Consider the following 21,437-nt stretch of genomic DNA (forward strand, 5'->3'; position numbering starts at 1 on the left):
GCCTAGTGCGCAATTGCGCACGGGGGCGGGGATCCATAACCCCAGGGAGGCGTGTGAGGCAAAGTCGGTCCTCCCTACCAACGGCCTACACCAAACCCATGGGCACGCGCGTTGTTCTTCACTACATTCCGTGCGATTTCAAAACAGAACACTGCTGGGAGCTAACAAATGAAATCAGGACTTTTGGCCGCTGTCGCAACGTCGGCCCTGTTGCTGGCAGCGCCGGCCTCGGCGCAAGGCGTCAAGATCGGCATCCTCAACGATCAGTCGGGCGTCTATGCCGATTACGGCGGCAAATGGTCGGTCGAAGCGGCCAAGATGGCGATCGAGGACTTTGGCGGCGAGGTGCTCGGCCAAAAAATCGAGCTGGTCACGGCCGACCACCAGAACAAGCCGGATCTGGCGAGCTCGATCGCACGGCGCTGGTACGACGTCGAGAACGTCGACATGATCACGGAGCTGACCACCTCCTCGGTCGCGCTCGCGATCCACGAGCTCTCCAAGGAAAAGAAGAAGATCGACATCGTGGTGGGAGCCGCGACCTCGCGCCTCACCGGCGATGCGTGCCAGCCCTATGGCTTCCACTGGGCCTATGACACCCGCGCGCTCGCCGTCGGCACCGGCGGTGCGCTGACCAAGGCCGGCGGCGACAGCTGGTTCTTCCTCACCGCCGACTATGCCTTCGGCTACGCGCTGGAGAAGGACACCAGCGAGATCGTCACTGCCAATGGCGGCAAGGTGCTCGGCTCGGTGCGCGTGCCGCTCAACTCCTCCGACTTCTCGTCCTTCCTGCTCCAGGCGCAGAGCTCGAAGGCGAAGATCGTCGGCCTTGCCAATGCCGGGCTCGACACCACCAACTCGATCAAGCAGGCCTCGGAGTTCGGCATCGTCGCCGGCGGCCAGAAGCTTGCCGGCCTGTTGATGACGCTCGCCGAAGTGAACGGCCTCGGTTTACAGGCCGCGCAGGGGCTGGTGCTGACCGAGGGCTATTACTGGGATCTCAACGACAAGACGCGCAATCTCGGCGAACGCTTCTTCAAGCGCACCGGGCGGATGCCGAGCATGATCCACGCCGGCACCTATTCGGCGACGCTGAGCTATCTGAAAGCCGTGAAGGCCGCCGGCACCAAGGATCCGGACGCCGTCGCCAAGAAGCTGAAGGAGCTGCCGGTCAACGACGACTTCGCGCAGGGCGGCAAGGTGCTCGAGAACGGCCGCATGGTCCACGACATGTATCTGTTCGAGGTCAAGAAGCCCTCGGAATCGAAGAAGCCGTGGGACTATTACAAGCAGCTCGCGGTCGTCCCCGGCGACCAGGCGTTCGCAAGCGCCAAGGACAGCGGCTGCCCGCTGACGAAGTGAGTCTCTTGTCCCGGACGCGGCGCAGCGCTTCTTAGCGGTGCACCGCAGAGCCGGGACCCACGCTTCTCCACATCCCCGGCCAGAATGGGTCCCGGTTCAGCGGCGCAGCGTTACACGCTGCACCGCGCCCGGGACACGAGCGCGGGTGACGCCGCATGCACTAGACCAACCGCAACACCACCGCGCCCAGCGCCCCCACCCACAGCGCGATGGCTGCGACGCCCTGGATCAAAAAACCCGGGCCGCGCTTGGCGGCCGCCTGCGTGTAGCCGACAAAGTAGGCGATGCGGCCGATGATCCAGACCGCGCCGATCGCGGCTGCGCTCGTGTCGCCGATGTAAATCGCGAACAGCCAGAGCGACGGCAGAAAAATCGGCATCCATTCCAGCGTGTTCATCTGGATGCGGAAGGCGCGCTCGAAATCCGGATCGCCCGAGGTCGCCGGCACCTTGATGCCGGTCCTCGCCCGCGCCCGCGAGACATTGATGCTGGTGAAGAGATAGAACAGGACAGCAAGCAGCGTGACGAGCGCGGTCAAATGATACATCGGAGCCTCCGGCGGATCGGATGCCGCTCAATAGCCGGTCAGCTCGAGATAGCCAACGCCGTCATGCGTGCCGGCGAAGCTGATCGGCCCCTCCCAATAGGAGAAGCCGGTCCCCATCCAGGCCTTTGGGTTGAGCGGCTTGCAGGAAATCGAGAATGAGCGCGACGGGATGACGATCTGCCATTCCACCGGCAGCTTGCGGCCGGCCACGTCCGCTGTCGCCTTCGGCGTCATCTGGATATCGCTGCCTGCGATCATCCGTGTCTCACCATTGGCGCTGATCCAGTTGCCGAACGGATAGTCCTTGCCGTCCTTCTGGCGCAGCCGGTACAGCATCAGCTTGTCGCCGGAGGCGAGATGCAGCGACAGCCAGTCCCAGCCGGTCTGGTCGGTGTCGAGCGGCTGGCTGCTCCATTCGCGGTCCATCCAGGCCTGGCCGGAGACATCGACCCGGATGTCGTCGACGGTGAGCGTGCCGCGCGCACGGTAGAACGGCTGGCTGTAATAATACGACGCCTGTCCGCGCTCGGACTTGCGGCTGTAGCCGCCGTCGCCCTGCAGGACGACAGGGCGGTCCGCCTCCAGCGTCAGCGCATAGCTGAAATCGGTGCCTGAGGCCTTCAGCGTCACCGGCGACAGCGCGCGATCGTCGGCGTGTTCGGATCCCTTCATGTCCCAATCGTCAATCCACGCCGCGAACGGTTTGGCCTCGACATTTGCCTGACCGATGCCGCCGCGCGAAAACAGCTCGTTGAAGCGATGCGTGTCGGCGCGCGTCACCGCCGCATGGGCCATCCAGATCTGCTGATTGGCCCAGCCCTCGGCTTGCGGCCCCGGCCGAGCCGCCTGACGGAACAGCGTCCATTGCAGCCCGCAGGCAGCACCACCACTGTCGACGAGGTTCGCCGTCAGATACCACCATTCGATGCGAAAATCCGGGTGCGGTCCGTGATCTCCAGGGAACGAAAACACCTTGCCAGGCGTGACCTTCGCAAAGCCGTCGGCGGTCTCGCCAAGCCCGGCATATCCTTGCGCGCTGGCACGGCGCGCGAGCGCGAGCGCGGCGATGCCGCCCGCAAATGCGCGCCGCGAGAGTTTGTCAGCGCTCATTGGCAAACACCTTGACGAGGTGTGCGGCCTGCATCCCCGCCAGCCGCAACACCGGCAGCAGCGCGGCCAGCAGCGAAGCGATCAGCGCGACCGCGACCAGCTCGACCAGTTGCAGCGGAAATACATGGAACGGCAGCCGCCAGCCGAACGCCTTCACGTTGACGATCGCAATCAGGCACCATGCCACCAAGAGCCCAAGCGGCACGGCGAGCAGCGACGTGAACAGTGCAACCGACAGCGTCTTGGTCAGCTCGATCGCGGCAAGCCGCGACCGCGTGATGCCGATGGCCCAGAGCGGTGCGAGCTGTGGCAACCGCGAATTCGCCAGCGTGAGCAGGCTGGTCAGCAGCGCGATGCCGGCGACGCCGAGCGTGAAGGCGTTCAGCGCCGAGGTCACCGCAAAGGTGCGGTTGAAGATGCGGATCGACTCCGCCTTCACCGTTGCCTGGTCAGCCACTGCGCGGTCGTCGAGCGCGAACTGCTTCTGCAAGGCTGTAATCAAGCCGGGAATCTTGTCGCGCGGGACAATCAGCCCGATCCGCGTCTGCGGCGTCTGCGGAAACTGCCGGATCAGCGCCGCGACATTCACCGCGAGCTGTCCCTTGGGGTTGCCGTAATCGGCATAGATGCCGACGATGTCGAGCTCCCAGGTCCCGCCCGGCGCCGGCACCTCGATGACGTCGCCGACGCGGACATTGAGACGGCGGCTGAGCTGCTCGCTGATGAAGGCGGCATTGCCCGGCACCAGCTGGGTCCAGGCGCGCGGCGCCGTCTCCAAAAGCGGCCAGCGCTCGCGATAGAGCGCGTGATCGGGCAGGCCGAGCAATTCCACCGGCTGACCCTGGACCTGCGTTTCTGCCCGCCCACCGGACAGGATCGCCTGCACCTCGCTGCGGTCCTTCAGCCAGTTGCGGATCGCAATGCTTTGCGCATTGTCCGCGGCGCTGATGTAGACATCGGCGGCGAGACGTCCATCGAGCCAGCCGACAAAGGTGCGGCTGAACGTTTCCACCATGGTGGACACCCCGACATTGACCGCGAGCGCGAGCAGCAGCGCCATCAGCGCCAGCGACAATCCGGAGAGCTGCTGCCGGCTGTCCGCCCAGAACCACAGCGCCAGCGGCCCGCGCGCAAGACGCTGGCCCGCGAGCATGAGGATCTCGAGGAGGGCCGGCAGGATCAGTGCCGCCCCGAGCATCAGCGCGGCAAGCAGGCCAAAGCCCGCGATCAGCGATTGACCGTACTCAAGCAGCAGCCACGCCGCGGCAAACACGGCGCAGGCCGCGAGACTTTGCAGGATCAGCCAGCGGCGCTGCCGCTGCTGCCAGGCGTGCGGTTGCGCCGTGGCGAGCATCGGCATCCGGATCGCCTTGATCAGGCTGGTCGCCGCCGCCACGATCGCGCCCGCCACGCTGATGCCGATGCCCGCAAGCCACCATTCGGGCCGCAGCGTGAGCTGCCCCGGAATCGGCGCGCCGTAGAGTCCACGCAGCGACGCTGCGACGTCGGGCAACAGCGCCGCCGCAATGAAGTAACCGCAGACCAGCCCGATCAACCCCGCGACCAGCGCCAGCGCCACCAACTCGACGACCAGCACGGAGTTGACCAGCCGTGCCGAGGCACCGCAGGCGCGCAAGGTACGCAGCATCGGCAGCCGCTGCTCGAAAGCGAGACCGACGGCGGAATTGACGATGAAGAGACCGACGAAGAACGACAGCAGTCCGAAGGCCGTGAGGTTGAGGTGGAAGCTGTCGGTCAGCCGCTCCAGCTCGGTCTCGGCGGTCGGCTCTATCAGCTTCAACCGGTCGCCGACGACGCTTGCCAGCGGCGCGGGCTTGCCCTTTGCCTTGCCGATCAACAGGCGCGAGAGTTGATCCGGCTTGTTCAGAAGCCGCTGCGCCACGCCGATATCGACCACCAGCACGTCGGGCACGAGCTGAGGCAGGACATGCAGCGGCGGCAGTTTTGTCCCGCTGCTGATCGGCGGCACGGCGCCTTCGCCTTCGTGCAGATCGCTCAGCGTCTCCTGCGCCACCAGCGTCTGGCCGGGTGCAGCGACGAAGCTGCTTAAGTCCGCAGCCCCGAGCCGCGGCGCATTGCCGACATCAACGGGCAGTGTCACCGGCTCGATGCCGAGCAGCCGCATCGGGCGTCCATTGATCTGAACCCGGCCTTCCAGCACCGGCGAGACCGGCCAGCCGGCGCGGCGGAGTTTGACGAACAAGTCCTGTGAAAACGTCGCCGCGTCGGGCGCGACCAGCATGGCCGTCCGCACGCCGCCAAACGTCGCGGCCGCGCGGTCATAGGCGCTGCGGGCCTGCTGGTTGATCGCCTGCACCCCGCTCCACAGGGCGGTCGCCGCAATCAGCCCGATCAGCAGTGTCGCGAACTGCATCCGGTGCCGGCGCCAATGGCTGAGCAGCACCGCCAGCACCCACAGCGCGCGGCTCATGCGATTCGCCCCGCATGGAGCACGATGTGCCGGTCGAGCGTGCCGGCCAGATGCAGGCTATGCGTCACCATCAGGAAGCCGCAGCCGGTGCGCGCGACGAGGTCGCGCGTCAGCGCCAGCACGTCGTCGGCGGTGGCTTCATCCAGATTGCCGGTCGGCTCGTCTGCGAGCAGCAGCGATGGTTTTGTCGCAAGCGCCCGGCCGATCGCGACCCGCTGCTGCTGGCCGCCTGATAATTGCTCTGGATAACGCTTGAGCAGGCCGTTGAGCCCGAGCCGCTCGACCAGCTCCCCGGTCCAGGTCGCATCGTGCCGGCCGGCGATCCGCGCCTGGAAGGCGAGGTTGTCGGCGACCGACAGGCTCGGGATCAGGTTGAATTGCTGAAAAACGAGGCCGATCCGGTCACGCCGCAATTCGGCGCGGCCGGCGTCGGCGAGCGCGGTGATCTCGGTGTCCTCGAGCCGAATCGTGCCGTCATCGGCAGCATCCAGCCCGGCGATCAGGTGCAGCAGCGTGCTCTTGCCGCTGCCGGATTCGCCCGTCAGCGCGACGCGCTCGCCGGCCTTGAGGTCGAGATCGACGCCGCGCAGCACGTGGACCGGCTCGCCCGCCGAAGTGAAGGTTTTGGAGAGGTTTCGGATGCTCAGCAAGGTCAATGCGCCGGACGGAATTAACTCAATGCTGCGTAGCACACTTGGTGTGGAAATGCCGGGGTTGCGTTGCCGATCAAGCCGTTGTTAGCTCCCAAGACGGCCAAATCAAAAGTGCCGACAAAAGACATACGGGGAGAATGATGAGCGCTCAGGGAACGCCCAAGGTGGCGGGCAGGACGGCAGGGGTGTCCCAAGGGATCAACCAAGGGACCGCAAAGGCGACGCCGAAGGGCGCCTGGGCCATCACTTTTCTCCTCTTTCTCTTCATGGTGGTGAACTTCGCCGACAAGATCGTCGTCGGCCTCGCCGGCGTGCCGATCATGACCGATCTGAAGCTCGAGCCCGCGCAATTCGGCCTGCTCGGCTCCTCGTTCTTCTTCCTGTTCTCGATCTCGGCCATCGTGGTCGGCTTCATCGTCAACAAGGTGGCAACGCGCTATGTGCTGCTGACCATGGCGGTGATCTGGGCGCTGGCGCAGTTTCCGATGGTCGGCACCGTCTCCTTCACCACGCTGTTGATCTGCCGCATCGTGCTCGGTGCCGGCGAAGGTCCGGCCGCCTCGGTGGCGATGCACGCCATCTACAAATGGTTCCCGGACGAGAAGCGCACGCTGCCGACCGCGGTCCTGACGCAGGGCTCGGCCTTCGGCGTCATCCTGGCCGTGCCGGCGTTGAACTGGGTCATCGTCAATCATTCCTGGCACTATGCCTTCGGCGCGCTCGGTGTCGTCGGCCTGATCTGGGTCTGCGCCTGGCTCGCGCTTGGCAAGGAAGGCCCGCTCGAGGACACGCGGGCGCTCGCGGCCAATGAGCCGAAGATTCCCTACATCCAGCTTCTGACCTCGCGAACGTTCCTTGGCTGCGTGGTCGCGACCTTCGGCGCCTATTGGGCACTCTCGCTCGGCCTCACCTGGTTCACCGCCTTCATCATCACGGGGCTCGGCTTCTCGCAGCAGCAGGCCGGCTTCATCTCGATCCTGCCCTGGGTGTTTGGCGCCACCGTCGTCATCCTCACGGGCTGGATCTCGCAGGTGATGATGGCGCGCGGCTACACCACGCGCATCTCGCGCGGCGTGCTCGGCTCGGTGCCGCTGATCATCGGCGGCCTGATCCTGGCGTCGATGCCGCATGTCTCGGGCGCGGGTCTGCAGATCGCACTGCTCGTGGTCGGCTCCGGCCTCTGCGGCGCCATCTATGTCGTCTGCCCGCCGATGCTCGGCGAGTTCACACCGGCGTCGCAGCGCGGTGCGGTCATCGCGATCTACGGCGCGCTCTACACGCTCTCGGGCATCATCGCGCCTTACGTGATGGGCAAGGTGATCCAGGGCGCCGGCTCCATGATCGATGGCTATATGACCGGCTTCACCATCAACGCCGTGATCATGGTCGGCTCCGGCGTCGTTGGCCTGCTGCTGCTCTGGCCGAACACGGAAAAGGCCAGGCTGACGCGGGGCGCGGCTCCGCGCTCAGCCGAGCTGAAGGGCGCCGTGTCGCCGACGTAAGGGGCGAACTGCCGGCCCAAGACCACAGCCGTCGTCCCGGACAAGCGCGCCATAAGGCGCGCGCCGATCCGGGACCCATAGCCACAGGGAGAAGCTTGGCGAAGACTCGTGGTGATCAGCTTCGCGCCGCAACTTCTCCTTGGGGAAATGGGTCCTGGCTTTCGCCAGGACGACAGTTGAACTTTGTTGCTCAAGCCTTGGCTTGCGTCTTCCGTTCGGTGAACGGCGACAGCACCACCGTCGCCAGCATGAAGATCACCGAAGCGCCGAACACCCAATGCGGCGCGTTCTGGTCCATGATCCAGCCGAACAGCAGCGGTGAGACGATGCCGCCGAGATTGAAACCGGTGGAAACGATGCCGAAGGCACGGCCCGCCGCACCGGGAGGCGCCGCATTGCGCACCAGCATGTCCCGCGACGGCGCGATCACGCCGGAGAGAAAGCCGGCGGCTGCCATCGTGACGATGAGCGCCCAGCCGGGCAGCGTGACCAGTGCAATCAGCAGCACGATAGCGGCATTGGCGGCAAAGCAGGCAGCGGCGACATAGCCGTGGCGCTCGGTGTGATCGGCGAGGAAACCACCGGCGAGCACGCCCACCGCGCCGGAGCCGAGGCACGCCGTCAGCGCGACATTGGCGATGGAATAGGTCGCGCCGTAGCCGCTCATCAGCGCGACCACGCCGAAATTGTTGATGCCGGCCACCGACAGGCTCAGCAGCATGAACAGCGCGGTCAGCGTGATCAGCGCCGGCGTGATGACGGCCTGCTTGGGCATCTCAGCGTTGCCGGGTTTTGCCTTATGCGCCCCGGCATCGGGAATGTTCATCATCACCAGTAACACTGCCACCAGCACGCCAATGGCACCCGATGCGAGCAGCGCGCCGACGCCGCCGGACACCGTGATCAGGGCGGCGACGATCGCCGGCGCAACGGCCCCGCCAAAATAGCCGGCAAAGGTGTGGATCGAGAAGGCGCGGCCCATTCGCGCCTCGTCCATGTGCTCGGCGAGGATTGCGTAGTCGGCGGGATGATAGACACTGTTGGCAAGGCCCAGCAGCACCGCGCAGGCGATCAGCGAGGCGTAGCTCAGATGCAGGCCGAGCATGACCAGTGCGAGTCCGCCGAGCACGAGGCCGCCAAGCAAAATCTTGCGCGCGCCAAAATGGTCGACGAGATAGCCGGTCGGCGCCTGCGTCAGCCCCGAGACGACCGCAGACACGGTCAGCGCGAAGCCGAGCTCGACATAGCCGACGCCAAGCTGGGTCTTCAGGAACGGGAACAGCATTGGCAGGACCAGCAGATGAAAATGGCTGACCCAATGCGCGATCGAAATCCCGGTCAGCGTGCGCAGTGCGCTGTCCGCCTTGGCTTGTTGCGGTGCGGCGAGAACGTCGACCATTGCGGTTCCGATTTGCGTCCCAGGGGAGGCGCAAAGTATCGGGCCGTCAGGTTATTTGTCCATGAACAGAGGCGCATGGCAGGTAGTGCGGGTGGGGGCGCATCCTAGCGTCGTCCTGGCGAAAGCCAGGACCCATTACCCCAGGGAGTAGTTTGGCGGAGAATCGTCGTCCGGTATTGCGTCCGATCACTATCGAGAGATCACGCGGTATGGGTCCTGGCTTTCGCCAGGACGACGGAGAGCCTCACAGCGGCTCGTCATCATTCCCATAGCGATCGCGCTTCGGCGTGGCGATGTCGCCGTCTTCGTAATCGTCGTCGGTGTCGAACGGCGGCGGTGGTTTCTTCGCCTTGTCGTCTGAACCCTTCGTCTTCGGCGGTTCGCTGGGCGTGGTGGTCTTGATCTTGGCCATGGCTGATCCCGGATGGTGATGCGTTCATCCGCTTCTAACCGCAAAACCTAAGCGGCTCCTAACCTATCTCACGAGCCCGCGACGATGCCGTCAGTGCACCACCGGCCCGCCCGCCTTCTTCCAGGCATCGATGCCGCCGGCGATGTGGGCAGTGTTGGAAAGCCCGGCCTCCTTGGCGGCGGCGACAGCCATCGCCGAGCGCTCGCCGAAGGCACAGAAGAACACGACGCGGCGCCCCGTAGCGGCCGCAACCTCGCGCAGCATGCCGCCGGGCTTGAGGCTTTCCTCAACGCTCGGATAGGGCGTGTGTAGCGCGCCTTCAAGCATGCCGTGCTTCATCCGCTCATTGGTCTCGCGCAGATCGACAAGCAGGATGTCGGGCCGGTGCAGCGAGCGGATCGCCTCGATGGCGCTGAGCGCGCGGCCCTCCTTCTCCAGCTCTTCCTGATGCAGGCCAACCCGCATGTTGGCCGGCACGGCCACGTCCATCATCTTCGGATTGGGCAGCTTCAGGTTCGCCATCAGCTCGATATATTCGTCGACCGAGCGCACCTGCAGCCGCGGATTGTAGCGCTTCTCCTCTCCGATGGTGGAGACGGTGTCGCCCTTGTAGTCATGCGCCGGGAAGACCATCGTCTCGTCCGGCAGCTTGAGCAGGCGGTTGAAGATCGAATCATACTGCGCGCGCGACGAGCCGTTCTGGAAGTCGGTGCGGCCGGTGCCGCGGATCAGCAGCGTGTCGCCAGTGAAAACGCGGTCGCCCATCAGATAGGAATAGGAATCGTCGGTATGGCCAGGCGTGTACATCACGTCGAGCGAGAGACCTTCGATCGTCACCTTGTCGCCGTCGGCAACGCGCATCGCCACCACGTCGGCCTTGGTCTGGTCGCCCATCACGGTCATGCAATGGGTGCGGTCGCGCAGCTCGCCGAGCCCGGTGACGTGGTCGGCATGCAGATGGGTGTCGACCGCCTTGACCAGCTTGAGGTCGAGCTCCCGCAGCAACTGGCAGTAGCGGTCGACCTTCTCCAGCACGGGGTCAAGGATCAGCGCCTCGCCACCGGGGCGGCTGGCCAGGACATAGCTGTAAGTTCCCGAAACGCTGTCGAAGAGCTGGCGGAAAATCATGGCAAGACCCGGCGCGGAGTGATTTCGAGGATTCTACTACGTCGGGCAGAAAAAAGAGAAGTAATTGGCTGTTAAAATAAGAATTTTTAGAAGATTTTTATTGCGGCTTAGGGTCTCAGGTAGGTCTCCAAACCGCTGCCGTTCCCGCGGGCGTTCGCAGGGACGACAGCGGGAGGCCAAGGCTGCGGCCCTACCCCTCAATGCCCGGATTGCCGTCGACGCCCTTCAACGTGACGCCGGAGCCGAGCCGTTCCTGAAACATCCGGCCCGAGCGCAGATATTTGGCCAGCACATCCCACATGGGCGCACCCTGCTGGCCGTTGACCGAGGCCCAGCCGGCGACCTTGTAGCGCTTGACGGCGTTGATCGCCTTGCCATTGTCGAGCTTGAGCTCGGAGATGCGGCTGCCGATCGCATTGGTCGGGTTGCAGGCGTAGAAGAGTCCGCCGGCACGCACCATGTCGCCGCCCTGCTGATAATAGGGATCGGCATTGAAGAGATTGTCGCAGACATCCTCCAGCACGTTCTTGATGTCTGCGCCCGTCATCTCCTGCACATAGGTCTCCGGATAGGTGATCGCGGTTTCAGCGAGCACATCCTCCATCGTTATCGGCTGACCGGCGAGCGCGGTGATGCCCCAGCGGAAGCCGGGCGACAGCGCGATCTCGGCGTCGAGCTCGGTGCGCAACGCGGTGCAGATCAGCTCGTCGACGGGACCGGCGAAGTTGTTGCGGCGATACAGCAGCCGGTCCGGCGTTGCGATTTTCTCCGACCAGTCGGTCACGTGCGGGGCGCGCAACTTCCCGATCAGCTCGGCCATCGCAAGATCGGGTTTCAGCAGCTCGGAATAGACAGGCAGCAAATGGTATCTGACGTCGCTGACCTTGCCCGTGTCGAGCGCGAGATCGAGCACGGCGAGAAATTTCCCGTTCGATCCGGCATTGGTGACGAGCGTGGTGCCGCCAGGATTCTTGACCGCGATCGGCTGCGGCACGGCATCGTGCGTGTGGCCGCCGAGGATGACGTCGATGCCGGTGACGCGGCTTGCGAGCTTGAGGTCGACATCCATGCCGTTGTGCGACAGCAGGATCACCGCATCGACCTTGTCGTTACCGCGCAAGGCGTCGACATGTTTCTGCAGCTCTTCCTCGCGAATGCCAAAGGTCCAGTCCGGCGTGAATCGCTTGGGATGGGCGATCGGCACGTAAGGAAAGGCCTGGCCGATAATCGCGACGCGATAGCCGCCGAGCTCCTTGATGACGGACGGCTTGAACACGCGTCCCGTCGCCTTGTCGAAGGCGGCCGCGTCGTTGAACGCGGCCTCCTCGGTCAGGAACACGTTCTGCGCCAGGAACTCGCCCTTGAAGTGTTCGAGATTGTCGCGCAGCGCCTGCTCGCCATAGGTGAATTCCCAATGCCCGGTCATCGCCTCGATGCCGAGCAGATTGGCGGCCTCGACCATGTCGCGGCCCTGCATGATGTTGGCAAGGCCGGTGCCTTGCCAGAGATCGCCGCCGTCGACCAGCATGGCGTGCCTGTCGCCGACATCGCTGCGCAGGCGGTCGATCAGTGTTTTCAGATGCGCGAAGCCGCCGAGCTTGCCGAAGCGGCCGGCTGACTTCTCGAACTCGAAGCAGGTGAAGGCATAGGCGTCCGCGCTGTCGGGCCGGATGCCGAAGTGGTCCAGGAAGGCATGGCCGACCAGATGCGGCGGCCGTCCTGCCATCTCGCCGATGCCGATATTGACACTGGGCTCGCGGAAATAGACCGGGTTGAGCTGCGCATGCGTGTCGGTGGTGTGCAGAATCCGCGCGTTGCCGAAGCGTTCGATGTCGTAAATGCTGGCGGTCTCAGCGCCGCGCGCAAGCCGCGGCAGGGCAAGGGAGGCGGCGGCAATTGCCGAGCTCTTCAGGAAATCACGGCGGCGGATCGCCATCACAATTTTACTCCGCGCCGATTCTCGGCAGCTTCGCTGGGATTTCAGTCTAGCGGATTTCCATCGCCTTCCAGGCCTCTTTTTCAGATGTGGCCTGGAAGACCGAGGCCTTCGCCAGCGCCTCGGCTTCGTTTGCTGCAGCCACGGCGCCGTCGAAATCGCCGCTGTCGCCCGCTTTTTTCGCGGCCGCCAGCGTCGAGACGGTCGTGGTCCACTGGTTGCGCATGCCGGCTGCCTCCTTGGACGCAGCCTCCGCGGCGGCATAGGCCGCCTTGTAATCTGCTTCATTTGCCGCGCGCGCGGATGGCGCAAGGCTCAAGGTCAGCAACATGGCCAGGGTAAGTGACCGCTTCATGGCCGCGCTCCCGGCCCTGAGATCGGCAGGCCGTTGGCGACGTAGGAGAGGAAATATTCGACGTCGCGATATTCATCCGCCTGCGGCTCCAGCGGAACCGCGCGGGTCTGGCTGTTGCAGGTGATGAAGCGGCGGCTGATCGTGCCCATGCCGCTCCATTCGGACCGGTAGATCGGCATCGCATTCAAGATGCCGAGCGCCGGCGCCAGGATCTCGGCGCGGATGCGTTCGCCCGGGCTCTGCACATGACAGCTCGCGCAGGAGAAATTCAGCTGGCCGCGGCGGGTGTAGAAATATCGCTTGCCGTTCTCGAACGCTGCGAGCGCGCGCGGGTCATCGGGAATCCTGATGTCCATCGGCCTGCCGCGTGAGGTGAAGGCCATGTATGCCGTGAGCGAGGCCATCTCGTCCTTGACGTAGGAATAGGGCTGTTCGCCATTGGCCTCGCGGCAGCGGTTGAGCGCGAGCTCCAGCGTGACGACCTTGCCTTCCCCACTGTCGAAATAGGGATAGTTCTGGCGAATGCCGATGCCGCCGTTCGGGAAGCAGTCGGCGTAGGTCTTCCCGTTCTTGAACGGCGTCGCAAACATCTCCTTGCCGGCGTCGAGCGCGAACTCGTAGGGCGGGAATTCTTCCTTCTCCTGCCACTGCCGCTTCATGTCCTCGTTCAGGGAATAAGGACCGTTGACGAAATCCTCGTGCTTGATGTTCGGAAACTTCCGGAAGAAGAAGTTCTGGAACGCCTTGGCATCAGCGACGGGATCGACCTTGTCGGCTGCGACCACGCGCGGAGACGTGAGCACGAACGCGACGAGCGCTGCGCTCAACGAACCAAGCAGGAGGGCGTTTCGGGCCATCATCACGCAATCTTCGCGGTGATCGTGTCCGACCCGCCCTTGTTGTCGGTCCAGGAGATCGTGAGATCGTCGCCCTTGTTGGCGCCCTTGAAGCTGAACTTGACGTAGGGGTCTTTCGAGATCGCGGTGCCCCAATTGGCGACGAAGACGTCCTTGCCGTTACATGCGAACTTCAGTTCCTGGATGTAATGCGCTGGGATCGTTTCGCCCTTGGAATCCTTGACCAGGCCGGTGTCCATGGGGTGCTGGATCAGCGTCTGCACCTCGGTGAGGTCGCCATTGGATGTCGCGCGGACGCGAATGCTGGATGCCATCGTGAGTCTCCTAGCCGCCGCAGCCGCCGACGGTGACCTTCACTTCCTTGGTCGCGCTGTAGAGCTTGCCGTCGGCTTCCACGATCGCGGTCACGTTGCTCGTCTTGGCCATCTTCAGGCGGTTGGCGACAGCGGGGATCGTGCCCTCGGGAAACTTGTAGCTTGCCGCGAGCGCGTTCGGATTCTCGGCGACGAAGAACGAGATCGAGGTGACCTTGTCCAGCGTCGTCGTCACCGACATCGGCACTACGCCGCCATTCTCCGCGATCTCGGGCGCGTCGAGCTTGATCTTGTCGGAGGGCTCGGCGGTCTTGCCGTAGAGCGCCTTGATCGCATCGGCCTCGTTCTTCAGCTTGAACGCCTCTTCCGGATATTTGTCGTTGGCCGCGGCGCGCGCAGGCGCGAATGGCAGATTGCCGAGGCCGATCAGCGCGACCGAAACTGCGCCCTGAAGAATCAGACGCCGCGTCGGATGAGGGCCGGTATGAACAGTCATTTGGAGTCTCATCTGAGTTTTCTCTGAGATTTCCTGGGCCCGCCGTTACAGCGTCTGCAGGAAATCAACGATCGCGTTGATCTCCTGCTCGGTCAGAATGCGGTTGCGGCCGAACGGCGGCATCATGGTCTGCGGGTTGCGCTTGGTCTCGTCGAACAGGATCGCGACCAGTTCGTTGCGATCGGGGTATTTGGCCTTCAGATCCTTCAGCTCGGGACCGATCGTGCCAGGCAGATCGCCGCCCTTGATGGCATGGCAGGTCAGGCAATTGCCCCTGCCGCGGTCGAAGGCGGGCTTCTGGCCCTCGGCGATTGCGGACTGCGCCCACGCCGGGCGCGCGGCGAGGCCCGTGAGGACGACCAGCGCGAGGAGCAGGGCAGGCTTGCGAGGAAAGGCGGTCAAGGCGTCGTTCCGAGGCTCATTGTCCGAAAAACATAGTGTTCAAAAGCACAAAGGACATGCCCTGACAATCAAGACTATGCAGGCCGCAAAATGGCGTTAATATCTGCCGCATTGCAACTGGAGAGATCAATCGTTCATCCAGCCGGCTTTGCCGGACACAAGCTTGGGGGTGTTTTGCCCTTGTTGCGTTTTCGTCTGCTTTCTCATTTTCCGGGGACGTGAATTGGCTGAATATGTCGTTGAATTTGGTAGGGATGGCGGGCGGGTCGAATCCGACGGCCGTCTCGATGCACCGGCCTTCCATCGCAATTACGAGCCGATCTGGGCGGCGCTCGAAAAGCATCTCGCCGGACGGTCGGGCGACGTGGTCGAGGTCGGCAGTGGAACCGGTCAGCATGTCGTTCATTTCGCCCGCCACACGCCCGATCTCGTCTGGTGGCCGAGCGACCTCAACCAGCGCCATGTGAAGAGCATCGAGGCCTGGCGCGTGCATTCGGGCCTGACGAATATCCGCAGCCCGCTGCGGATCGATCTTTCCGATCCCGACTGGTGCCCGGAGATGAAGAGCGGGCAGGGGCCGAAAGATCTAGCCGCCGTGTTCTGCGCCAATGTCATTCACATTGCGCCCTGGGCCGTGGCGGAGGGCCTGTTCGCCGGCGCCGGGCGTTATCTGCGGTCCGACGGCGAGCTGTTCCTTTACGGCCCGTTCAAACGCGACGGCAAGCACACCGCGCTCAGCAACGCCGTGTTCGACACCTCCTTGCGCGAAGGCAATCCCGATTGGGGCGTGCGCGATCTCGGCGATGTCGAGGCGCTGGCGCGCGGTGCGGGCCTGAGGCTCATCGACACGATCGAGATGCCCGCGAACAATCTGACGCTGGCGTTTGCGCGGTAGGAAGTCGTCATGCCCGGGCTTGTCCCGGGCATCCACGTTCTTGGTGTGGCAAAGTAAGACGTGGATGGCCGGGTCAAGCCCGGCCATGACGATGCGGAAACGTCAGTACCCTGTCGCTAACCTTCATCCTTCCAACCGATCTTCTCCTTCAAGAACTGAAGGCCGAGCACCTGGAAGCCGGCGCGCTCCTTGTTGTCCTTGCCGTAGCCGTGGCCGCCCGCTTCCGGCTCGTAGAACCAGGCCTCATAGCCCATCGCCTGGAGTTTTGCGGCCATCTTGCGTGCGTGGCCCGGATGAACCCGGTCGTCGCGCCGTGTCGTCGCGATCAGGATCGGCGGATAGGGCTGGCCGGGCTTGGCGTTGTGATACGCGGAATAGGTCTTCAGCCACTCCCATTCCTCTGGCTTGTCGGGGTCGCCATATTCCGCGATCCAGCTCGCGCCCGCGAGCAGTTTTGTGTAGCGGCGCATGTCGATCAAGGGAATCGTGCAGAACAGTGCGCCGAACCGCTCGGGGTATCGCACCAGCATGTTGGTGATGAGGATGCCGCCGTTCGATCCGCCTTGCGCCGCGATGCGCCTCGCGCTGGTCACGCCGCGGCGGACGAGATCGGCGGCAACGGCTGCGAAATCATCGTGCGACAGCTTCTTGCCAGCGTAGCGGCCGGCATCGTGCCAGCGCGTACCGAACTCGCCGCCGCCGCGCAAATTCGCCTGCACCGTCGTGCCCCCGCGTTCCAGCCAGAGTTTTCCCAGCGACGAATTGTACTGCGGCTTCACCGTGAGGCCGAAGCCGCCATAGGCGCTCATATAAACAGGCGCATCGCCTGACACGCCGGCGGGACCGGTCTGCACATAGGGAATGCGCTCGCCGTCATCTGAGATCGCCTCGTGCTGTGTCACCAGGAGGCCGTCGGCGTTGAAAATCTTCGGCGCCTGTTTCAGGACGTCAGGGCTTTCGACGCCGCGCTCGATCAGCATCAGCGACGGCGGCGTCAGCGGGTCCTGCACGTTGGCCAGCAGGTCACCATTGCTCTCGGACTCATGATGATCAAACCGCCAGACGTCGACGACGCCGATCCCGGGGAGGCCGCGCAGCGCCTCGCGGCTCCAGCCTGAGGCCGAGGGCGTGCAGATCTCAAACGCCGGCCGCAATTCGTCGAGAATGGACAGCAGCAGCTTGCCGTCGGCCCAGAAAAATCCCTGCAGCGCGCGGCGCGCGCCCGGCTCGAACAGGATCGCGAAGTTGCGATCGCCGGCGAGAAATCCCGAGAGCGAGATGCCGAGCACGCTGTCTGCGGCATAGGTGACGCCGCCAACGCTCCAGGCCGAGCGCAGCTTGATGGCGAACCAGTCACGGTGGGCTTGCAGCCAGATGTCGGAGGGCAGGTCGAGCTTGACGGTCGCGCCAGTCTCGGTGCCGAGCCAGAGGTCGAAATTGAAGAAGTCGCGCCGATCGATGAACCAAACCCGTGGCGTGTCGGCGGTGCGATCGACGTCGCAAGAGGCGCTCATGCGATCCGGCGTGGTCTCGAACAGCACACGCGCGTTCTGGACGGGCTCGCCGCGTCGCCACAGCCGCACCGTCCGCGCATAGCCAGAGCTCGTCGCCATGTCTTCGCCGCCATAAGCGCTCGACAACAGCACCGTGTCGGCATCGACCCAATCGACGCCGCCCTTGGCTTCCGGCAGCGTGAAGCCTCCGGCAACGAAGCTCTTGGTGTTGAGATCGAACTCGCGCAAGGTGACGGCGTCGCTGCCTCCGCGCGACAGGCTCAGGATCGTCTGCGGAGCGTCGCCCGGAAACGAGCTCGACCAATTGAGAAGCCAGTCCTCGCCTTCTTCCGCCGCGAGCTTGTCGATATCGAGCAGCGTTTCCCAGGACGGCTCCGCTTTGCGAAATTCCGCCATCGAGGTTCGCCGCCACAGGCCGCGGGGGTTTGTCGCGTCCTTCCAGAGATTGTAGAGGAGACCGTCGCTGCGGCTGACATAGGGAATATTGTCCGATCGGTCGAAGATCGCCGCGAGCAGATCGCGGTCATGTTCGAACGCCGCGCCGCCGAATTTCTCCAGCGTCATCAGGTTCTGCCGCTCGACGAAATCGAGCGCGCGGGCGCCTTCGACCTCCTCCAGCCAGAGCCAGGGATCGTCGTCGGGAGCGCTGAGCGTAGGCCTGTCGTCGGCGGACATGAACGAAACTCCCTGTAACAGCGGCGGATAGGATTTGATCGAGCGCAAGCCGTCAAGAGCGCGGTGCGGTAAGGTTCATTCGATTGCGTCGGAGGCATGGCCTGCGCCCGTTTGCGCCGGTTGCCCGGCCCTTTCGATCCCTCCATAGTGCCGGGAATCAACACCCCCTATAAATAGTGCCTTGACAAATAGTGCCTTGGGCGGAAATGCCGATGCTGGACGTGACTACAGCCCATGAGATCGCCGACGACGCCCGCGTGCGCAGCAATGTGGTGCGCCTTGCCGCGGCGCAGGCGCTGACCGGCGCCAATTCGGCTGTGATCTTCGCCACCGGCGCGATCGTCGGCGCCACGCTCGCGCCCGACATGTCGTTCGCGACGGTGCCGATCTCGATGTATGTGGTGGGCCTCGCCGCCGGCACGCTGCCGACAGGCGCGATCTCGCGCCGCTTCGGCCGCCGCGCAGCCTTCATCACCGGCACCGGCCTCGGCGTGCTGACCGGTCTCACCGGCTCGTTCGCGATCCTGCATGGCTCGTTCGCCCTGTTTTGCCTCGCGACCTTCCTCGGCGGCCTCTACGGCTCCGTGGCGCAATCCTATCGCTTCGCGGCCGCCGACGGCGCCAGCGCGGCCTATCGGCCGAAAGCCGTGTCCTGGGTGATGGCGGGCGGCATATTCGCCGGCGTGCTCGGTCCGCAGCTCGTGCAATGGACCATGGATGTCTGGCCGCCCTATCTGTTCGCCTTCAGCTTCCTGGTGCAGGCCGCGGTCGCGCTTGTAGCAATGGCCATCGTCGCCGGTGTCGACATGCCGAAGCCGGCGCCATCAGATCTGCACCGGGGGCGGCCGCTGCTCACCATCGTGACCCAGCCGCGCTTCATCGCCGCCGCTTTGTGCGGCGTCATCTCCTACCCCATGATGAATCTGGTGATGACCTCGGCGCCCTTAGCCATGAGGATGTGCGGCCTCAGTCTCAGCGATTCCAATTTCGGCATTCAATGGCACATCGTCGCCATGTATGGCCCGAGCTTCTTCACGGGTGCACTGATCGCCCGCTTCGGCGCACCCAGAATCGTCGCGACCGGTCTGCTGCTGGAAGCAAGCGCCGCCACCATCGGCCTCTCCGGTCTCACCGCGATGCATTTCTGGGCCACGTTGATCGTGCTGGGTGTGGGGTGGAATTTCTCCTTCATCGGCGCCTCCTCGCTGGTGCTGGAGACGCACCGGCCGCAGGAGCGCAACAAGGTGCAGGCCTTCAACGATTTCCTGGTGTTCGGCATGATGGCGATCGGCTCGTTCTCCTCGGGGCAATTGCTGGCGAATTACGGCTGGTCCGCCGTGAACATGGTGGTGTTCCCGCCCGTTGCCATCGGCCTCGTCGCGCTGTCGCTGGCATCCTGGGCCCGCCGTCGCAAGGCGCGGCTCGAGGCTGCCATGGGCGAGTTCCCGGACGCGATTTAACGCATGATGCCGTTGGCAGGAGGCTGTCAGCAACATCGATAGTTCGATCCAGCTCGAAGTGATTTTCGGCAGGTCGGTTGTTACATGATGCTCGTCATGAACAGGCGGGCGTGGAGCAAAGCGCTCGCGGGGGAACAAAGGAGAAGCGCAAATGCTCGACAATCCCCGCACAACCACGCCAGCAGACGAATCTTCCCTCCGCTACGAAGGCTGGCGCATCGTCGCGGTCTGCTTCCTGCTCGCCACCTTCGGCTGGGGGCTCGGCTTTTACGGCCAGAGCGTCTATGTCGCCGAGTTGCAGCGCGCACGGGGCTGGCCGGCCTCGCTGATTTCTTCGGGCACCACGTTCTTCTATCTGTTCGGCGCGCTGCTGGTCGTGTTCGTCGGCGAGGCCGTCCGGAAATATGGCCCGCGCATCTGCCTGATATCAGGCACGCTGGCGATGGCGGCAGCTAGCGTCGCGGTCGGCGCGGTGCGCGAGCCCTGGCAGCTTTATCTCGCAGATGCCGTGCTCGCCTTCGGCTGGGCCGGCACCAGCCTCGCCATGATCACCAACACGATCAGCCTGTGGTTCGACCACAAGCGCGGCATGGCGATCAGCCTGGCGCTAAACGGCGCCAGCTTTGGCGGCATCGTCGGCGTGCCGCTGCTGGTGATGATGATCAGCCAGATCGGTTTCGCCAGCGCGATGTTCGCAACCTCAGCCGCGATGGTGGTGCTGCTCGTCCCGGTGATCCTGCTGGTCGTCGGCCGGCCGCCCGACCTTCATGGCTGGCACGGAGCTGCGAAAGCAAAACCGCAATCATCGATCGAGATCCGCAAAGCTGCGCTGCGCGATGTCGGCTTCCTCACCGTGACCATTGCCTTCGCGCTGGTTCTGTTCGCGCAGGTCGGCTTCATCGTGCACCTGATCTCGTTCCTCGATCCCGTAATCGGACGCGAGCGCGCCGCCGTGGCGGTCGCGGTGCTGACCGCGATGGCGGTGATCGGCCGGGTCCTGTTCTCGATGGTGATCGACCGCCTCAACCAGCGGCTGGCATCGGCGCTGTCGTTCCTGAGCCAGGCGGCGGCGCTGTGCGTCGTGATCAATTTGCACAATGACTATTTGCTGATCGCAGCCTGCGCGGTGTTCGGCTTCTCCGTCGGCAATCTCATCACGCTGCCGTCGCTGATCGTACAACAGGAATTCGACAGCGCCTCATTCGGCGTGCTGATCAGCCTCAACACCGCGATCAACCAGGTGACCTATGCGTTCGGCCCCGGCGTTGTCGGCCTCTTGCGCGATTGGTCAGGTGGGTACGCGCTGCCGTTCTATCTCTGCGCTGCGCTGGAGGTGACGGCGGCGGCGTTGATCATGGTACGGGGTACCAGTCATACGAAAACTGCGTAGGGTGGGTTACGCCTTCCGCTAACCCACCCTACGCAGTCATTGCGACACTATCCCTCCCGCTGCATGAGTAATGCCTCTACGTCCAGCCGCTTGGTGAACATCGTAAGCTTCCCATCCGGCCCGACCGGCCATTGCTCCCGTGGCTTGTCCCAATACAGCTCCACGCCGTTCTCGTCAGGGTCGCGCAAATACAGCGCTTCCGACACACCATGGTCGCTCGCGCCATCCAGCCCAATCCCGGCCGAGAGCACCCGATGCAGCGCATCCGCCAGCGCCGGGCGCGTCGGATAGAGGATCGCGGTATGAAACAGGCCGGTGGTGCCTGATGGAGGCGGTGAGCCCCCCTTGCTTTCCCAGGTGTTGAGTCCGATGTGGTGATGGTAGCCGCCGGCCGAGATGAAGGCCGCGCCCGATCCCATCCGCTGCATCAGCTCGAAGCCGAGCACCCCGCAATAGAATCCAAGCGCCCGATCGAGATCGGCGACCTTGAGGTGGACATGGCCGATCCTTGTGCCTGCGGCGACGGGTTGATTCTGCGACATCGGTTGCTCCGTTGATCAACTGCACATAGGGCTGGC

The 21,437-nt window shown here is 64.3% G+C and carries 20 protein-coding genes; 5 read left to right on the plus strand and 15 right to left on the minus strand.

The window, feature by feature from the left end; translation table 11 throughout:
* Nucleotides 1-168: 168 nt before the first annotated feature.
* Nucleotides 169-1,362 carry an ABC transporter substrate-binding protein gene (locus M2427_RS03615; protein ID WP_280704795.1) on the plus strand — a complete coding sequence of 398 codons (1,194 nt, stop codon included), beginning with the start codon at nucleotides 169-171 and terminating at the stop codon, nucleotides 1,360-1,362.
* A 160-nt stretch (nucleotides 1,363-1,522) separates the two neighbouring features.
* Here M2427_RS03615 and M2427_RS03620 read toward each other — a convergent pair whose 3' ends face one another.
* The 4 genes from M2427_RS03620 to M2427_RS03635 are packed head-to-tail and all read right to left on the minus strand — an operon-like array spanning nucleotide 1,523 to nucleotide 6,121.
* Complete coding sequence (locus M2427_RS03620; RefSeq protein WP_280704796.1) at nucleotides 1,523-1,909, minus strand: MAPEG family protein; 387 nt, start codon at nucleotides 1,907-1,909, stop codon at nucleotides 1,523-1,525.
* 27 nt (nucleotides 1,910-1,936) lie between these two features.
* The gene (locus M2427_RS03625; RefSeq protein ID WP_280704797.1) at nucleotides 1,937-3,019 is read right to left on the minus strand and encodes a lipocalin-like domain-containing protein; all 1,083 of its coding nucleotides are present in this window, start codon (nucleotides 3,017-3,019) and stop codon (nucleotides 1,937-1,939) included.
* Nucleotides 3,009-5,471, minus strand: coding sequence for an ABC transporter permease (locus M2427_RS03630; protein WP_280704798.1), 2,463 nt, complete (start codon nucleotides 5,469-5,471; stop codon nucleotides 3,009-3,011). The genes M2427_RS03625 and M2427_RS03630 overlap by 11 nt, the downstream gene beginning before the upstream one ends.
* Nucleotides 5,468-6,121, minus strand: a complete 654-nt coding sequence (locus M2427_RS03635) for an ABC transporter ATP-binding protein (RefSeq protein ID WP_280704799.1) — start codon at nucleotides 6,119-6,121, stop codon at nucleotides 5,468-5,470. The genes M2427_RS03630 and M2427_RS03635 overlap by 4 nt, the downstream gene beginning before the upstream one ends.
* 143 nt (nucleotides 6,122-6,264) lie before the next feature.
* On the opposite strand from M2427_RS03635, the gene M2427_RS03640 reads away from it, so the two are divergent.
* Nucleotides 6,265-7,626 carry an MFS transporter gene (locus tag M2427_RS03640; protein WP_280704800.1) on the plus strand — a complete coding sequence of 454 codons (1,362 nt, stop codon included), beginning with the start codon at nucleotides 6,265-6,267 and terminating at the stop codon, nucleotides 7,624-7,626.
* Nucleotides 7,627-7,816: 190 nt separating this feature from the next.
* Here the strand turns inward: M2427_RS03640 and M2427_RS03645 are convergent, their stop codons facing one another.
* The 9 genes from M2427_RS03645 to soxX all read right to left on the minus strand — a co-directional run bounded on the left by M2427_RS03645 (nucleotide 7,817) and on the right by soxX (nucleotide 14,925).
* Nucleotides 7,817-9,025, minus strand: coding sequence for an MFS transporter (locus M2427_RS03645; RefSeq protein ID WP_280704801.1), 1,209 nt, complete (start codon nucleotides 9,023-9,025; stop codon nucleotides 7,817-7,819).
* Nucleotides 9,026-9,269: 244 nt separating this feature from the next.
* Nucleotides 9,270-9,437 carry a hypothetical protein gene (locus M2427_RS03650; protein WP_280704802.1) on the minus strand — a complete coding sequence of 56 codons (168 nt, stop codon included), beginning with the start codon at nucleotides 9,435-9,437 and terminating at the stop codon, nucleotides 9,270-9,272.
* A gap of 90 nt (nucleotides 9,438-9,527) precedes the next feature.
* Nucleotides 9,528-10,565 carry an MBL fold metallo-hydrolase gene (locus tag M2427_RS03655; RefSeq protein ID WP_280704803.1) on the minus strand — a complete coding sequence of 346 codons (1,038 nt, stop codon included), beginning with the start codon at nucleotides 10,563-10,565 and terminating at the stop codon, nucleotides 9,528-9,530.
* Nucleotides 10,566-10,755: 190 nt separating this feature from the next.
* Nucleotides 10,756-12,501 carry a thiosulfohydrolase SoxB gene (gene soxB, locus M2427_RS03660; RefSeq protein WP_280704804.1) on the minus strand — a complete coding sequence of 582 codons (1,746 nt, stop codon included), beginning with the start codon at nucleotides 12,499-12,501 and terminating at the stop codon, nucleotides 10,756-10,758.
* A 49-nt stretch (nucleotides 12,502-12,550) separates the two neighbouring features.
* On the minus strand, nucleotides 12,551-12,856 hold the full coding sequence (locus M2427_RS03665) for a hypothetical protein (protein WP_280704805.1): 306 nt from the start codon (nucleotides 12,854-12,856) through the stop codon (nucleotides 12,551-12,553).
* Complete coding sequence (gene soxA, locus M2427_RS03670) at nucleotides 12,853-13,716, minus strand: sulfur oxidation c-type cytochrome SoxA (protein WP_280704806.1); 864 nt, start codon at nucleotides 13,714-13,716, stop codon at nucleotides 12,853-12,855. Before soxA ends, M2427_RS03665 begins: the two co-directional genes overlap by 4 nt.
* Complete coding sequence (gene soxZ / locus M2427_RS03675; protein ID WP_280704807.1) at nucleotides 13,716-14,027, minus strand: thiosulfate oxidation carrier complex protein SoxZ; 312 nt, start codon at nucleotides 14,025-14,027, stop codon at nucleotides 13,716-13,718. Before soxZ ends, soxA begins: the two co-directional genes overlap by 1 nt.
* A 10-nt stretch (nucleotides 14,028-14,037) precedes the next feature.
* Entirely contained in the window at nucleotides 14,038-14,523 is a 486-nt protein-coding gene (gene soxY, locus M2427_RS03680; RefSeq protein WP_280704808.1) for a thiosulfate oxidation carrier protein SoxY, read from the minus strand.
* A 45-nt stretch (nucleotides 14,524-14,568) separates the two neighbouring features.
* Nucleotides 14,569-14,925 carry a sulfur oxidation c-type cytochrome SoxX gene (soxX, locus tag M2427_RS03685; protein ID WP_280704809.1) on the minus strand — a complete coding sequence of 119 codons (357 nt, stop codon included), beginning with the start codon at nucleotides 14,923-14,925 and terminating at the stop codon, nucleotides 14,569-14,571.
* 223 nt (nucleotides 14,926-15,148) lie between these two features.
* On the opposite strand from soxX, the gene M2427_RS03690 reads away from it, so the two are divergent.
* Nucleotides 15,149-15,820 carry a DUF938 domain-containing protein gene (locus tag M2427_RS03690; RefSeq protein WP_280704810.1) on the plus strand — a complete coding sequence of 224 codons (672 nt, stop codon included), beginning with the start codon at nucleotides 15,149-15,151 and terminating at the stop codon, nucleotides 15,818-15,820.
* Between the two features lie 116 nt (nucleotides 15,821-15,936).
* Here the strand turns inward: M2427_RS03690 and M2427_RS03695 are convergent, their stop codons facing one another.
* Complete coding sequence (locus M2427_RS03695; protein ID WP_280704811.1) at nucleotides 15,937-18,009, minus strand: prolyl oligopeptidase family serine peptidase; 2,073 nt, start codon at nucleotides 18,007-18,009, stop codon at nucleotides 15,937-15,939.
* A gap of 212 nt (nucleotides 18,010-18,221) precedes the next feature.
* Between M2427_RS03695 and M2427_RS03700 the strand changes: the two genes are divergently transcribed.
* The gene (locus M2427_RS03700) at nucleotides 18,222-19,469 is read left to right on the plus strand and encodes an MFS transporter (RefSeq protein ID WP_280704812.1); all 1,248 of its coding nucleotides are present in this window, start codon (nucleotides 18,222-18,224) and stop codon (nucleotides 19,467-19,469) included.
* Between the two features lie 151 nt (nucleotides 19,470-19,620).
* Nucleotides 19,621-20,859, plus strand: coding sequence for an MFS transporter (locus tag M2427_RS03705; protein ID WP_280704814.1), 1,239 nt, complete (start codon nucleotides 19,621-19,623; stop codon nucleotides 20,857-20,859).
* A 47-nt stretch (nucleotides 20,860-20,906) separates the two neighbouring features.
* On the opposite strand, the gene M2427_RS03710 is transcribed toward M2427_RS03705, so the two are convergent.
* Nucleotides 20,907-21,401 carry a VOC family protein gene (locus M2427_RS03710; RefSeq protein ID WP_280704815.1) on the minus strand — a complete coding sequence of 165 codons (495 nt, stop codon included), beginning with the start codon at nucleotides 21,399-21,401 and terminating at the stop codon, nucleotides 20,907-20,909.
* Nucleotides 21,402-21,437: the final 36 nt, after the last annotated feature.

It is taken from the genome of Bradyrhizobium sp. BR13661 (assembly GCF_029892425.1).
Classification (GTDB): Bacteria; Pseudomonadota; Alphaproteobacteria; order Rhizobiales; family Xanthobacteraceae; genus Bradyrhizobium.

Excerpts from the sequence above, each read along its gene's own strand:
- M2427_RS03630 (WP_280704798.1), bottom strand. The coding sequence starts at position 5,471 with ATGAGCCGCGCGCTGTGGGTGCTGGCGGTGCTGCTCAGCCATTGGCGC.
- M2427_RS03650 (WP_280704802.1), bottom strand. The coding sequence starts at position 9,437 with ATGGCCAAGATCAAGACCACCACGCCCAGCGAACCGCCGAAGACGAAG.
- M2427_RS03615 (WP_280704795.1), top strand. The coding sequence starts at position 169 with ATGAAATCAGGACTTTTGGCCGCTGTCGCAACGTCGGCCCTGTTGCTG.
- soxZ (WP_280704807.1), bottom strand. The coding sequence starts at position 14,027 with ATGGCATCCAGCATTCGCGTCCGCGCGACATCCAATGGCGACCTCACC.
- soxA (WP_280704806.1), bottom strand. The coding sequence starts at position 13,716 with ATGATGGCCCGAAACGCCCTCCTGCTTGGTTCGTTGAGCGCAGCGCTC.
- M2427_RS03645 (WP_280704801.1), bottom strand. The coding sequence starts at position 9,025 with ATGGTCGACGTTCTCGCCGCACCGCAACAAGCCAAGGCGGACAGCGCA.
- soxY (WP_280704808.1), bottom strand. The coding sequence starts at position 14,523 with ATGACTGTTCATACCGGCCCTCATCCGACGCGGCGTCTGATTCTTCAG.
- M2427_RS03640 (WP_280704800.1), top strand. The coding sequence starts at position 6,265 with ATGAGCGCTCAGGGAACGCCCAAGGTGGCGGGCAGGACGGCAGGGGTG.
- M2427_RS03625 (WP_280704797.1), bottom strand. The coding sequence starts at position 3,019 with ATGAGCGCTGACAAACTCTCGCGGCGCGCATTTGCGGGCGGCATCGCC.
- M2427_RS03710 (WP_280704815.1), bottom strand. The coding sequence starts at position 21,401 with ATGTCGCAGAATCAACCCGTCGCCGCAGGCACAAGGATCGGCCATGTC.
- M2427_RS03695 (WP_280704811.1), bottom strand. The coding sequence starts at position 18,009 with ATGTCCGCCGACGACAGGCCTACGCTCAGCGCTCCCGACGACGATCCC.
- M2427_RS03665 (WP_280704805.1), bottom strand. The coding sequence starts at position 12,856 with ATGAAGCGGTCACTTACCCTGGCCATGTTGCTGACCTTGAGCCTTGCG.
- M2427_RS03700 (WP_280704812.1), top strand. The coding sequence starts at position 18,222 with ATGCTGGACGTGACTACAGCCCATGAGATCGCCGACGACGCCCGCGTG.
- soxB (WP_280704804.1), bottom strand. The coding sequence starts at position 12,501 with ATGGCGATCCGCCGCCGTGATTTCCTGAAGAGCTCGGCAATTGCCGCC.
- M2427_RS03705 (WP_280704814.1), top strand. The coding sequence starts at position 19,621 with ATGCTCGACAATCCCCGCACAACCACGCCAGCAGACGAATCTTCCCTC.
- M2427_RS03620 (WP_280704796.1), bottom strand. The coding sequence starts at position 1,909 with ATGTATCATTTGACCGCGCTCGTCACGCTGCTTGCTGTCCTGTTCTAT.
- M2427_RS03655 (WP_280704803.1), bottom strand. The coding sequence starts at position 10,565 with ATGATTTTCCGCCAGCTCTTCGACAGCGTTTCGGGAACTTACAGCTAT.